The organism is Pseudomonas sp. D3-10 (genome assembly GCF_051132175.1).
In the GTDB taxonomy this organism is placed as follows: domain Bacteria; phylum Pseudomonadota; class Gammaproteobacteria; order Pseudomonadales; family Pseudomonadaceae; genus Aquipseudomonas.
Genome location: NZ_CP071668.1, coordinates 1,786,100 through 1,798,676, shown reverse-complemented (window position 1 = coordinate 1,798,676; position 12,577 = coordinate 1,786,100). Strand labels below are relative to the sequence as shown.

12 protein-coding genes are annotated in these 12,577 nt (G+C 62.7%); 8 read left to right on the top strand and 4 right to left on the bottom strand.

Annotated features, from left to right (window positions below; all coding sequences use genetic code 11):
• Positions 1 to 264 precede the first annotated feature (264 nt).
• Positions 265 to 999, bottom strand: coding sequence for a thioesterase II family protein (locus tag J3P90_RS08105; protein ID WP_434676080.1), 735 nt, complete (start codon positions 997 to 999; stop codon positions 265 to 267).
• A gap of 131 nt (positions 1,000 to 1,130) precedes the next feature.
• On the opposite strand from J3P90_RS08105, the gene tam reads away from it, so the two are divergent.
• Together tam and J3P90_RS08095 are read left to right on the top strand one after the other, a co-directional pair.
• Complete coding sequence (gene tam, locus J3P90_RS08100; protein WP_434648452.1) at positions 1,131 to 1,901, top strand: trans-aconitate 2-methyltransferase; 771 nt, start codon at positions 1,131 to 1,133, stop codon at positions 1,899 to 1,901.
• 82 nt (positions 1,902 to 1,983) lie between these two features.
• Positions 1,984 to 3,117, top strand: coding sequence for a cupin-like domain-containing protein (locus J3P90_RS08095; protein WP_434676079.1), 1,134 nt, complete (start codon positions 1,984 to 1,986; stop codon positions 3,115 to 3,117).
• Between the two features lie 50 nt (positions 3,118 to 3,167).
• Here J3P90_RS08095 and J3P90_RS08090 read toward each other — a convergent pair whose 3' ends face one another.
• Positions 3,168 to 4,340, bottom strand: coding sequence for an MFS transporter (locus tag J3P90_RS08090; protein WP_434648458.1), 1,173 nt, complete (start codon positions 4,338 to 4,340; stop codon positions 3,168 to 3,170).
• A gap of 157 nt (positions 4,341 to 4,497) precedes the next feature.
• Here J3P90_RS08090 and J3P90_RS08085 point away from each other — a divergent pair, with 157 nt between their 5' ends.
• The 4 genes from J3P90_RS08085 (at position 4,498) to J3P90_RS08070 (ending at position 8,699) form a co-directional block, all read left to right on the top strand.
• On the top strand, positions 4,498 to 5,298 hold the full coding sequence (locus J3P90_RS08085; protein WP_434606968.1) for an SDR family oxidoreductase: 801 nt from the start codon (positions 4,498 to 4,500) through the stop codon (positions 5,296 to 5,298).
• Positions 5,291 to 7,114, top strand: a complete 1,824-nt coding sequence (locus J3P90_RS08080; protein WP_434559894.1) for a glycoside hydrolase family 15 protein — start codon at positions 5,291 to 5,293, stop codon at positions 7,112 to 7,114. Before J3P90_RS08085 ends, J3P90_RS08080 begins: the two co-directional genes overlap by 8 nt.
• Positions 7,115 to 7,390: 276 nt before the next feature.
• Positions 7,391 to 7,768, top strand: coding sequence for a hypothetical protein (locus J3P90_RS08075; RefSeq protein WP_434559896.1), 378 nt, complete (start codon positions 7,391 to 7,393; stop codon positions 7,766 to 7,768).
• A gap of 28 nt (positions 7,769 to 7,796) precedes the next feature.
• Positions 7,797 to 8,699, top strand: a complete 903-nt coding sequence (locus J3P90_RS08070) for an alpha/beta fold hydrolase (protein WP_434676078.1) — start codon at positions 7,797 to 7,799, stop codon at positions 8,697 to 8,699.
• Here the strand turns inward: J3P90_RS08070 and J3P90_RS08065 are convergent.
• Positions 8,668 to 9,654: a GlxA family transcriptional regulator gene (locus J3P90_RS08065; protein WP_420767862.1), complete on the bottom strand. Its 987-nt coding sequence runs from the start codon at positions 9,652 to 9,654 to the stop codon at positions 8,668 to 8,670. The two genes, J3P90_RS08070 and J3P90_RS08065, sit on opposite strands and share 32 nt — an antisense overlap.
• 99 nt (positions 9,655 to 9,753) lie before the next feature.
• On the opposite strand from J3P90_RS08065, the gene inhA reads away from it, so the two are divergent.
• Positions 9,754 to 10,440 carry an isonitrile hydratase gene (gene inhA / locus J3P90_RS08060; protein WP_434606975.1) on the top strand — a complete coding sequence of 229 codons (687 nt, stop codon included), beginning with the start codon at positions 9,754 to 9,756 and terminating at the stop codon, positions 10,438 to 10,440.
• A 62-nt stretch (positions 10,441 to 10,502) separates the two neighbouring features.
• On the opposite strand, the gene J3P90_RS08055 is transcribed toward inhA, so the two are convergent.
• A complete protein-coding gene (locus tag J3P90_RS08055) occupies positions 10,503 to 11,240 on the bottom strand; it encodes an SDR family oxidoreductase (protein ID WP_420767864.1) in 738 nt (245 codons plus the stop codon).
• 198 nt (positions 11,241 to 11,438) lie between these two features.
• Between J3P90_RS08055 and J3P90_RS08050 the strand changes: the two genes are divergently transcribed.
• Positions 11,439 to 12,386, top strand: coding sequence for an AraC family transcriptional regulator N-terminal domain-containing protein (locus J3P90_RS08050; protein WP_434606980.1), 948 nt, complete (start codon positions 11,439 to 11,441; stop codon positions 12,384 to 12,386).
• Positions 12,387 to 12,577: the final 191 nt, after the last annotated feature.

Sequence of the window (12,577 nt, the reverse complement as noted above, 5' to 3'; positions counted from 1 at the left end):
TTCTGGGTATCCGGAATCAGTGGGCACAAGGCACAGAGGCATGTCGTCCCTATGAAACGAATGCAAACCGGAAAAATTAGCGATTGGGAACAAGTGTCAGGAAGGAAGAAAACCGTGGCGAGGGAGCTTGCTCCCGCTCGGCTGCGCAGCAGTCGTAAACCGGCTGATGCGGTCTGCCTGGGTTAATGCGCCATTCTTTTTGAGGCGGCCCGGCCGCCCAGCGGGAGCAAGCTCCCTAGGTCACGAAAGCGGGTCTTTAACGGGTTATGCGCTGATCGCCAACCCATGCCGCCGATGATGCACGCTCAACTGATCCTTGATCAGCCGCAGCACCTTGGCCTCGTGCTCGTGGATGAAGAAATGCCCGCCGGCCAGCATGTCCACCGAAAAGCTGCCCGTGGTTTCCTGGCGCCAGCCCATCAGTTGCGCCGTGGTGGCCTTGTCGGCGGTGCCGCCGAACACGTGCACCGGGCATTTGAGCAACGGTCGCTGCCGCGGCTGAAAACGTCCGCACAGCAAAAAATCGGCCCGCAGGATCGGCAGGGTCAGGGCCATCAGTTCTTCATTGGCCAGGATCTCCTCGCTCGTGCCGTTGAGGGTGCGCAGTTGCTCGATCAACTCAGCGTCGGTCTTTGCCGTGGCAAAATCGCGATCATAGTCGGCCCGCATCGTCGGCGCGGCGGTGCCGGATGCAAACAGCGCCACCGGTTCCGGGCTGCCGAGTTCACGCAGGGCATGGGCGATTTCACAGGCCAACAGCGCACCCAGGCTGTGACCGAACAAGGCGTACGGCGCCTGGAGCGTCGGGTAAAGCTCCCGCGCCAGCTGCATCGCCAACGGGCCCATCTCGGTGTGCAGCGGCTCGTCGAAGCGCGCCCCGCGTCCCGGCAACTCCACTGGTTGCACGTGCAGCCATTGCGGCAATTTGCGCCGCCACCGGCTGTACACCATTGCGCTGGCGCCGGAATAAGGCAGGCACAGCAGGGTCAGTTGGGTCACTGCGGTTTTCTCCGATCGTTCGAGTCAAAAGGATAACGAGGCCGGGCCGTAAAAAATTAGTCGCCGGCCTCTCCCCTGGATGCGTCTTATACTGCAAACCCCATGGTTCTGGTCCGCCCAAGGAGAACACAATGAGCTGGTCCGCCCAACAATATGTCGCTTTCGAACAGGAACGCACCCGCCCGTCCCGCGATCTGCTGGCGGCGATCCCGCCGGTACAGGCGCGCCAGGTGATCGATCTGGGCTGCGGCCCCGGAAACTCCACCGAACTGTTGGTGGACCACTTCCCCGGCGCGACGGTGCGTGGCCTGGACAGTTCCGCCGACATGGTCGAAGCCGCCCGCAAGCGCTTGCCCGGCGTGACATTCGACACGGCAGACATCGGCCACTGGAATGAAAGCGGCCCCTTCGAGGTGATCTTCGCCAACGCTGTGCTGCAATGGCTGCCGGACCACGCCACCCTACTGCCGTCACTGGTGGACAAGCTCGCGCCAGGTGGCAGCCTGGCGATCCAGATGCCCGACACGCTGCATCAGCCGTCCCACCGCTTGATGCGGGAGATTGCGGCCAACGGCCCCTGGGCCAGCCAACTGGCCGGGGCCGCTGATTCTCGGACCGAGGTGGAGGACGCCAGCACCTATTATTCGATCCTCAAGCCCCATTGCAGCCGGGTCGATGTGTGGCGCACCACCTATCATCATCCACTGGCCGGTGGCGCTTCGGGCATCGTGGAATGGTTCAAGGGCAGCGGCTTGCGCCCGTTTCTCGAACCGTTGGACGAGACGCAACGCGAGCAATACCTGACGCAATACCTCAAGGCTGTCGAACAGGCCTACCCGACCCTGGACGATGGTTCGGTCCTGCTACCGTTTCCACGGGTCTTCATCGTCGCGACACGCTAGGGCGGCGATTGGCGGCACAGGCTAAATTTTCGGTCACGGCCCTCGTTACCTGCTAGACCGAAAACCCGCAAGAGTGACCGCCGTGGACCTGCAAACCATCCTGGGCAAGCTGTTCGCCAATGCCGGCGCCGTTGGTATCGAAGGCGTCTTCCAGTTCGTGTTCGGCCCGCACCAGGCGTACTGGTCCGAGGTCAAGGCCACCAGCCGCACCCAGGCCGGGCGCCACGCCAGCCCCGACGTCACCATCGAAGTGGCGGAAAAGGACTTCCTCGGGATCATGGCCGGCCTGGCCAATGTCGAGGAACTGTTCGCCAGCGGTCGTTTGAAGATCGGCGGCAACATGGGCCTGGCGACGTTGCTGCCACAGATCATCGACCAGGCGCGCCATGGCAGCCGCCCGGTGGAAAAGGTCGACATGAACAAGCGCTACCCCACCCCGTCGCGCTTCAGCGAAAAGCTCACCGCCAGCCTGCCAACCCAACACAGCGTGGAACGTCGGCCGTGCAGCGGGTTGTCAGTCCAGGAATTCAAGGCGCGCTATCTGCCCCATGGCATCCCGGTGGTCATCAGCGATGCGCTGCAGGACTGGCCCTTGTTCAAGCTCAGCCGGGAAGAAACCCTGGTGCATTTTGCCGAGCTGCAAGGCATCACCCGCCACGGCGACTACGTCAAGAAAACCTTCTCAACGGAGCGGGATTTTCGCTCCACCTCCATGGCCGATTTCATCGCCTCCCTCGACAACCCGGTGACCACGGCCGCCAACGGCGAGCCGCCGGCGTACATGGGCAACAACATTCTGCCGGCGCAGTTGATGGAGTTGATCAAATACCCGCCCTACTTCGACGCTTCGCTGTTCATCCCGCCACGTATCTGGATCGGTCCCAAGGGCACCCTCACCCCACTGCACCGCGACGACACCGATAACCTGTTCGCCCAGGTCTGGGGCCAGAAAACCTTCACCCTCGCCGCGCCCCACCACCGCGAAGCCCTGGGCACCTGGTCGACCGCGCCCCAAGGCGGGCTGGACGGCTGCGACTTCAATCCCGACGCGCCGGACTATGCACGTTTCCCCAGCGCCCGGGACGTGACGTTCCTGCGGGTCACACTGGAGGCCGGTGACCTGCTGTTCTTGCCGGAAGGCTGGTTTCATCAAGTGGAATCGGTGTCCACATCGCTGTCAGTCAATTTCTGGGTGAATTCGGGACGGGGTTGGTAGCAGTCGAACTTGCACTCGTGGCGAGGGAATGTGTACGGCAAACCTGTCGCTTACCTCTGCTGGCGATAACTTTGCACCGCCGCCCCCAGCACCACCGCCCCGGCCGCAATCGCCAGCCAGAACCCACTGCGCGCGCCGAACGTATCCACCAGCCACCCCGAACCGGCCGCGCCGATCGCCACGCCGATGCTCAGGCCAGTCACCAGCCAGGTCAGGCCTTCGGTCAGCCGGGCTGGCGGCACGATGCGCTCCACCAAGGCCATGGCGACGATCAGCGTCGGCGCGAAAAATAAACCGGCAACGAACACCGCCAGGGACAATCCGAGGATATTGCTCGCCAACAACAGCGGCAGCGTGGTGACCGCGGTCGCCACGCCGCCATACAGGAACAACCGCGGCAGAGGCAGCTTGGAGCGCAGCGCGCCGAACGCCAGCCCGGCCAGGCACGAGCCGATGGCGTAGACCGACAGCACGATGCTCGCCGCCGCCGGTTGCCCCTGCTGCTGGGCGAACGCGACACTGACCACGTCCACCACGCCTACGATGACGCCCATGGCGACCATCAGTAGGAGCAACAAAAGCACGTCGACTGAACCAATGATCGAGCCCTGATGATGGGGCTGATGCGGATGAACCGGCGGCTCGGTCCCACGTTGCAGCACAAACGCGGTCACGCCGATCGCCAGCAGCAGCACCGAGGCCAGGGGCCCCGCTTCCGGGAACGCCACCACGCACAACCCCACCGACAGCGGCGGCCCAACAATAAAACAGACCTCGTCGAGCACCGACTCCAGCGCATAAGCGGTGCGCAGTTGCGGCTGGCCGCGATACACCTCGGTCCAGCGCGCTCGGACCATCGCCGACATACTGGGCATACAACCGGCCAGGGCAGCGAACAGGAACAGCGTCCAATGGGGCGCCTGCAATCGCGTACACAGCAGTAGCATCAACAGCGCCCCGCCCCCCAGCAACGCCGCCGCCGGCAAGACCCGTCCCTGGCCGAAACGGTCCACCAGCCGCGACACCTGAGGCGCGCAGAACGCGGTCGCCAAGGCAAACGTCGCCGCCACCGCGCCGGCCAGACCATAGCCGCCCTTGAGCTGCGAAAGCATGGTGATCACGCCGATGCCGGTCATGGATATCGGCATGCGCGCGATCATCCCCGCCAGCACGAAGCCGCGGCTGCCAGGGGCAGTGAATAATTCACGATAGGGGTTTGCCATGGGACACGGTCTCAACAAGGGCCTGCAACTTGCCATAAACGACCGGGACGGGGAAAGCGTAAAACTGTGGGTGAAATGTGAAGACTGTTTCCTGCAAATGAACTCTCGGCACCTGGCGCCAGTCAGCAAGTAAGGCCCTCAGTTCAAGGTGCTACCCATGCAGATTTCCCTCGCCCGACAAGTTGCCCTGGTCACTGGCGCCAGCTCTGGCATCGGCGCCGGCTCCGCCCGGGCATTGGCGGCGGCCGGTGCCGCCGTGGTGCTCAACTACCATTCCAGTGCAGGCCCGGCCGAAGACCTGGCCCGCGAGATCAACGACAGCGGCGGCCGCGCCATCGCCCTCGGCGCCGATGTATCGAAGGAGCAGGATGTCGAACGCTTGTTCGCCCAGACCCTCGACGCCTTCGGCACGCTGGACATCCTGGTCGCCAACTCCGGCCTGCAAAAGGACGCCGCCGCCGTGGACCTGACCCTGGACGACTGGAACACCGTCATCAACGTCAATCTCACCGGCCAATTCCTCTGCGCCCGCGCCGCCCTGCGAATCTTCAACCGCCAGGGCATTCGCCAGGGCGTGTCCCGGGCCGCCGGCAAGATTATCCACATGAGCTCGGTGCATCAGCGCATCCCCTGGGCCGGTCATGTCAACTATGCGGCATCCAAGGGCGGCATCGACCAGCTCATGCAGACCCTGGCCCAGGAAACCAGCCACCAGCGCATCCGTATCAACAGCATCGCCCCCGGCGCCATCCGCACGGCCATCAATCGGGAGGCCATGGCAGGCGACAATGAGGACAAAATCCTCGAGCTCATCCCCTACGGTCGGGTCGGCGATGTGGAGGATGTCGCCAATGCGGTGGTCTGGCTGGCATCGGACTTGTCCGATTATGTCGTGGGCACCACGCTGTTCATCGACGGTGGAATGAGCCTCTATCCGGGGTTCCGCGGCAATGGTTGATCATGACGAACCGCAAAGCCCCATCGAGAACCACGGCATCATTGGCGACATGCGCACCGCCGCGCTGGTCAACGATCGAGGCAGCGTGGATTTTTTCTGCTGGCCGGAATTCGACAGCCCGTCGATCTTCTGCTCGCTGTTGGACACTCCCGAGGCCGGCATCTTTCAACTCGCGCCGATCTTGCCGGACGCCCGTCGCCAGCAGATCTACCTGCCCGACACCAACGTCCTGCAGACCCGCTGGCTGAGCGACGGCGTGGTGGTGGAAATCACCGATTTGCTGCCCATCGGCGACAGCGAGGATGACCTGCCGGTGCTGATGCGTCGGGTGCGCATGACCGTCGGCAGCGCGACGTTTCGCATGCGTTGCGCGGTGCGCCATGATTATTCCCGCGCCGCGACAACGGCGCGCCAGGAGGGCGATCACGTCATTTTCGAGGCACCGCAACAACCGAGCCTGCGCCTGTGCGCCGACCAGCCCCTGACGCTGGACGGCCAGGCGGCAGTGACGGAGTTCACCCTGGAGCAAGGCCAGACCGCTGAGTTCCTGCTGGGCAGCATCGACGACCCTCGGCTGGTGGACGATACCAGTGCCCTTTGCCTGGAACGAACCCTGGCGTTCTGGCGCGGCTGGATCAGCCAATCGAACTACCGCGGCCGCTGGCGGGAAATGGTCAACCGTTCCGCCCTGGCGCTGAAACTCCTGACATCGCGCAAACAGGGCGCCATCCTCGCCGCCGCCACCTTCGGCCTGCCGGAATCACGTGGCGGCGAGCGCAACTGGGATTATCGCTACACCTGGATCCGCGACGCCTCGTTCACCGTCTACGCCTTCATGCGCCTGGGCTTTGTCGACGAAGCCAACGCTTACATGCGCTGGCTGCGTGGCCGAGTCAGCGATTGTCGCGACCAACCGACCAAACTCAACATCCTCTATGGCCTGGACGGTCGGCTTGAATTGCCCGAAACCGAACTGACGCACCTGAGCGGCTACGGCAACGCGCAGCCGGTGCGTATCGGCAACCTGGCCTACCAGCAGGTGCAGCTGGACATCTTCGGCGAGCTGATGGACGCGGTGTACCTGGTCAACAAATACGGCGAAGCCATCTCCCACCAGGGCTGGAAACACACCGTCGATGTGGTGGATCAGGTATGCACGATCTGGCGGGACGCGGATGTCGGCATCTGGGAAATGCGCGGTGACAAGCAACATTTCCTGCACTCGCGCTTGATGTGTTGGGTGGCCGTGGACCGCGCCATCCGCCTGGCGAGTAAACGCTCCCTGCCCGCCCCGTTCGCCCGTTGGGATGAGACCCGCCAGGCCATCTACGAAGACATCTGGACGAACTTCTGGAGCGACGAACATCAGCACTTCGTCCAGTGCCTGGGCAGCACCGCCCTGGACGGCTCGATGCTGCTGATGCCGCTGGTGCGCTTCGTCAGCGCCCGCGACCCGCGCTGGTTGTCGACGCTGGACGCCATCGAAAAAGACCTGGTGCGAGACGGCATGGTCTATCGCTACCGCACCGACGACAACCCCATCGATGGCCTCAGCGGCACCGAAGGTTCGTTCGTGGCCTGCTCATTCTGGTACGTCGAATGCCTGGCCCGCGCCGGCCGGGTGGAAAAAGCCCAACTGGAATTCGAACAGCTGCTGCGCTACGCCAATCCGCTGGGCCTGTATGCCGAGGAGTTCGACAGCCACGGTTATCATCTCGGCAACCTGCCCCAGGCCTTGAGCCATTTGGCGCTGATCAGCGCGGCGAGCTTTTTGGATCGCAAGTTGAGCGGGGAGAAAAATCATTGGCAGCCGTGAGCTGCGGTTATGACCAATGACGATTCCGTGGCGAGGGAGCTTGCTCCCGCTCGGCTGCGTAGCAGACGCCGCTTTTCAGTTCGGAAAATTTGGGGTCGCTTCGCCCGAAGCGTCGGACCGTCCCAGCGGGAGCAAGCTCCCTCGCCACGTTGGATTCCAACAAAGCTGAACGCATTTCGCTGGCTGCAGGTTGCCAGTCCTCCAACCCTCTCCTAAGATCGATGCACTCACGGGTGCAGCGGAGCTGCCCGATAAAACCCGATTCAAGGACCTGACATGACGCACATCAAACGCTCCATTACCACCGAGCCCCGAACAGGGCTGACCCGGGGAGAACTCTGGGACGACCACGACAAAGGCTTGATCAAATGCTGGGAAATCGGCCGCGACCGGGCGGCGAGGTTTCCGGAACTGGCTCAACGCTGCCGGGACGGTGAACTGCCGGTGCTGGGCTGGAAAGGCGGGGTCAGCCGCAGTCTGAAGAAAACCGCCAAATTCGGTTGTCTCAAGTACCTGGCCCAATGGCAGGGCCTGCGCGGGGAGGACCTGGACATCGACCTGGCCCAGGAACGAACCCTGACCTGCTCCAGCACGAACATGATCGTGACGTTCACACCGGAGCGGGCCAAATACGTGAACCAGGAGCCCGCCTGACAACAATCGAGCGATGCCGGAGGCAGATATGACAACTGCGCCCAAGGTCAATTTCGCGGTGACGCCACTGCTGCGCATCGCCTATGAAGAACATGGACCCGCCAGCGGCGAGCCAATCATCCTGCTCCACGGTTTCCCCTATGACCCGCGCGCCTTCGACGAGGTGGCCCCGGTCCTGGCCCAACGCGGCTATCGGGTCATCGTGCCCTACCTGCGCGGCTATGGCCCGACCCGGTTCAACAATCCCGCCATCGCCCGCTCCGGCCAACAGGCGGCACTGGCCCAGGACCTGCTGGACCTGATGGACGCGCTCGACATTCCCCGAGCCGCGCTGTGCGGTTATGACTGGGGTGGCCGCGCCGCGTGCATCGTCGCCGCCTTGTGGCCCGAGCGCGTCCGTTGCCTGGTAACGGGCGATGGCTACAATCTGCAGGACATTCCCCATTCAACCCAGCCGCTGAGCCCCGAAGATGAATACCGTCTGTGGTACCAGTATTACTTCCACACCGCCCGGGGCGTCGAAGGCCTGACGCAGAATCGGCGTGAATTGTGCCGATTGCTCTGGCGCCTCTGGTCGCCAACCTGGAAACGCGGCGCCGAGCTGTACCCTCTTAGCGCGCCGTCATTCGACAATCCGGACTTCGTCGAAGTGACGATCCACTCCTATCGCCATCGTTTCATGTACGCGCCGGGGGATCCGACGCTCGAGTGGATGGAGGAAAAACTGACAGAGCAACCTGTCATCAGCGTGCCAAGTATTTCCCTGTGCGGCGGCGATGACGGCGTGGGGCCTGCGACGGAGGACGATGAAGATACAGGCCACTTCAGCGGGTTCTATGAACGCCGCGTACTGCCCGGCGTCGGCCACAACATTCCTCAGGAAGCACCCGAGGCCACGGTCAAGGCGTTGCTTGATCTGCTTGGGCACTGAACCGCTCCCGATAAGCCTGGGGTGTCACGCCCACGGCTCGCAAAAAGCTGCGGCGCAGGGTTTCTTCGCTGCCGAAGCCACATTGCAGGGCGACGCGCTTGACCGGCACCGCACTGTCGGCAAGCAGACGGCGAGCGGTCTCCACGCGGATCAGTTCCACGGCGCGGGCCGGGGTCTGGCCGGTCTCGGCGCGGTAATGGCGGACAAAACTTCGCTCACTCATGCCCGCCTCGGCAGCCAGGCTCGACAGGCCCAGGTCCCGCGTCAGGTTCTCGGCGATCCAGGCGTGCAATTTGTCGAAGCGACCGCCCTGCTTTTGTAGCGCCAGGGTGGCGCTGAACTGCGATTGCCCGCCGGGGCGCTTGAGGAAAACCACCAGATGCCGAGCCACCTCCAAGGCCATCGCCCGGCCCAAGTCCTCTTCGACCAACGCCAATGCCAGGTCAATTCCGGCTGTGACCCCGGCCGACGTCCAGACAGGACCATCCTTGATGAAAATCGGATTGGGTTCGACCCGCAGTTGCGGATGTTGCTGGGCCAACTGTTCACAGCGGGTCCAGTGAGTCGCCACCCGTCGTCCGTCCAGCCAGCCACTGGCCGCCAACAGGAACGCTCCGGTACACACTGACGCGACCCGTCGCGAGCGCATCCCTTGATGTTTGACCCAGGCCACCAGGGCTGGATCCTCGGCGGCTTCGTACACGCCCCAACCGCCCGCGATCAACAAGGTGTCGCTGACGTCGTTGGGGAGCGGCTCGGCCATCAGCGCCAACCCCGCCGACGACATCACTGCCCCGCCACCGGCAGCGACCACGGTCGGCGCGTACGGCGCCGGCAGACCCTGCCCACGAACAAGATCGTTAGCCGATGCAAATACTTGCAGCGGGCCGGTGACATCGAGCACCTGCACATTGGCGAAGGCCAGCACATGAATGGATTTCGGTGTATTTGGCATATCGGCGTGATTCGTGGGCTTATTGGCGAATAAGCCAGATCCTACGAGCCTACAGTAAAACCGTCTACCCCTCGGCCATCATCCAAAGGAGCAAGCCACATGACGTTGCAGATCGGTTTTCTGTTGTTCCCTCAGGTCCAGCAACTGGACCTCACCGGCCCTTACGATGTACTGGCCTCGTTGCCGGATGTAAAAGTGCACCTGATCTGGAAAGACCTGGCGCCCGTCAATTCCAGCACCGGGCTGGTCTTGCTGCCGACCACCACATTTGAGGACTGCCCGAGGCTCGACGTGATCTGCGTCCCCGGCGGCAGTGGCGTCGGTCCACTGATGGAAGACGAGCAGACCCTGTCCTTCATCAAACGCCAGGCGGCCCATGCCAAATATGTCACCTCGGTGTGCACAGGTTCGCTGGTGCTTGGTGCGGCCGGATTGTTGCGTGGCAAGCGCGCCACCACCCACTGGGCCTTCCACAGTTTGTTGCAGCCCCTGGGCGCGACGCCGGTCAAGGACCGCGTAGTACGAGACGGTAACCTGCTCACCGGGGGCGGCATCACGGCAGGCATCGATTTTGCCCTGACCTTGGCGGCGGAGCTGTTCGATCGAGACACCGCGGAACTGGTCCAGCTGCAACTCGAATACGCTCCCGCACCGCCGTTCGCCTCAGGGTGTCCGGACACGGCGCCGACGAAAGTATTGGAAGAAGCCAACCGGCGTTCGGCGGAGTCTTTGCGGGTACGTTCGCAGATCACTCACCGGGCTGCGGCGCGGTTGGAGAAAGTGTAGCGGGAGGTTGAGCCAGGTAAGCGAGCGTTACCTGGCTGGAGCCGATGCTGGATCGATTCGCCTCAGTAAGGGCTTGCCGTCGGCCGCACCACCAGTTCGCTGACGTCGACGTCCGCCGGTTGTTCGATGGCGTAGGCAATCGCCCGGGCGATGGCCTCGGCGGGTATGGCGATCCGACGGAACTCACGCATCTCGGCGCGTCCGCCTTCATCGGAAATGCTTTCGGCCAACTCCGACTCGGTGACGCCGGGGGAAATCACGGTCACGCGAACATCCCCACCGACTTCCTGACGCAAGCCTTCGGAAATCGCCCGCACGGCATACTTCGTGGCGCAGTACACCGCGGCAGTCGGGCTGACTGCGTAGGCACCGATGGAAGCAATGTTGATGAATTGGCCGCTGCGCTGACGCTGCATCAGTGGCAGGCCGGCAGCGATACCGTGGAGCACCCCGCGGATGTTGACGTCGATCATGCGATCCCACTCATCGACTTTCAATGCCTCAAGTTTGGAGAGGGGCATGACCCCGGCGTTATTGACGATCACATCGAGTCGGCCGAATTTTTCGACGGCGAAATCGATTAGGCTCTGCACGTCATCGCGACGGCTCACATCCACGGCTTTGCAAGCAGCCCGTTGGCCGGCGGCCTCAAGCTCCTGCACGAGTGCCTGCAAACGCTCCTCGCGCCGGGCGCCCAATACGACGCAAGCCCCCCGGGCAGCCAGCAAGCGTGCCGCCGCCTCACCAATCCCGCTGCTGGCGCCAGTAATGACCACGACTTTGTTTTGAATATCGGACATGATGAATCCCTCGTCTGGATGTGTTGGCTCCCGGTGGAGCGTTTTGACAGGTCCAGATTAGGGATTCGTTCTGCGCTTCGGTTAGCCGGATTCTCCTGCGCATTTGCACGATCCTGTAACGATAGCGCCTCTGGTCGTCGCAGTTGCAATCGGCTTTACTAGCGCGATCCATTCAATTGGCCAGGGAGATTGATCGGCATGTCGGTATCCACGTCCATCACCATCACGCCTGATAACCGCATAGACGTGCGTCGCGCCGAACTGGCGAACCTGATGAAGCGCTTCGCACCGGAATTTGGTGTCCACGCCACGGCTATTGAAGCGTTGCACCTGATCCGCTGCGACCAACCCACAGAAGCCCTGCACGTCGTGCACAAGCCGGGGCTCTGTGTGATTGTGCAGGGTCGCAAAGAAGTCACGCTGGCCCACGAGCGCTATGTCTACGACCCTCTCAATTACCTGGTGGTCTCGGTGACGCTGCCGCTGGCCGGCCAAGTGATCGTGGCCAGTCCAGAGCAACCGTACCTGTGCATTCGCCTGGACATTGAGCCGGCCCAGATCTGTCGGCTGATTGCCGATGCCAACCCCATCGGTTTGCCGGCTGAAAGAACTGACCGCGGATTATTCCTGGACCGAATTGACGAACCCCTGCTCGACGCTATGCTGCGTTTGCTGCGGCTGCTCGACAGTCCGGACGACATCGCGACACTTGCGCCCTTGGCCCAGCAGGAGATTTTCTATCGACTGTTGCGCGGTGCCCAAGGCCGGCGCCTGCATGAAATCGCAATTCCTGACACCCAGACCCACCGCATCAGCCGGGCCATCGAGTGGCTCAATAGCCATTACGCCGAGCCATTGAGCATTGAGAGTCTGGCGCAAATGATCAATCTCAGCCCTTCGGCGCTGCATCACCGCTTCAAAGCCGTGACCGCCATGAGCCCGCTGCAATATCAGAAACAGCTGCGCCTGCAGGAAGCCCGACGATTGTTGTTGGCCGAGAACTGCGACGTTTCGTCAATTGGCTACAAGATGGGCTATGAAAGCCCTTCTCAATTCAGTCGGGAATACAGCCGCCTATTCGGCGCCTCGCCGAGCAAGGACATCGCTCGTCTGCGGGCGATGGCATTACAGGCCAGCAGCGCCTGATCCGGCATGCAAAACCCGACGCCAGGCCTTATGGAATATCTTTCTCGCAGACGAAAAAAAACCCGCCTAAGCGGGTTTTTCCAAGACCATTACGACTCCCTGTCGATAGCTATCCTTGCAAGGTCGATCATCCCTGATCCTGAGCACTCCCTGTGCTTCAGTGGATGAGCAAAGATTACGCGTCGGATCCA

Bases quoted from the DNA above. Each gene is read 5' to 3' on its own strand.
- tam (WP_434648452.1), top strand. From the start codon at position 1,131: ATGAGCTGGTCCGCCCAACAATATGTCGCTTTCGAACAGGAACGCACC.
- J3P90_RS08090 (WP_434648458.1), bottom strand. From the start codon at position 4,340: ATGGCAAACCCCTATCGTGAATTATTCACTGCCCCTGGCAGCCGCGGC.
- J3P90_RS08085 (WP_434606968.1), top strand. From the start codon at position 4,498: ATGCAGATTTCCCTCGCCCGACAAGTTGCCCTGGTCACTGGCGCCAGC.
- J3P90_RS08080 (WP_434559894.1), top strand. From the start codon at position 5,291: ATGGTTGATCATGACGAACCGCAAAGCCCCATCGAGAACCACGGCATC.
- J3P90_RS08075 (WP_434559896.1), top strand. From the start codon at position 7,391: ATGACGCACATCAAACGCTCCATTACCACCGAGCCCCGAACAGGGCTG.
- J3P90_RS08070 (WP_434676078.1), top strand. From the start codon at position 7,797: ATGACAACTGCGCCCAAGGTCAATTTCGCGGTGACGCCACTGCTGCGC.
- J3P90_RS08065 (WP_420767862.1), bottom strand. From the start codon at position 9,654: ATGCCAAATACACCGAAATCCATTCATGTGCTGGCCTTCGCCAATGTG.
- inhA (WP_434606975.1), top strand. From the start codon at position 9,754: ATGACGTTGCAGATCGGTTTTCTGTTGTTCCCTCAGGTCCAGCAACTG.
- J3P90_RS08055 (WP_420767864.1), bottom strand. From the start codon at position 11,240: ATGTCCGATATTCAAAACAAAGTCGTGGTCATTACTGGCGCCAGCAGC.
- J3P90_RS08050 (WP_434606980.1), top strand. From the start codon at position 11,439: ATGTCGGTATCCACGTCCATCACCATCACGCCTGATAACCGCATAGAC.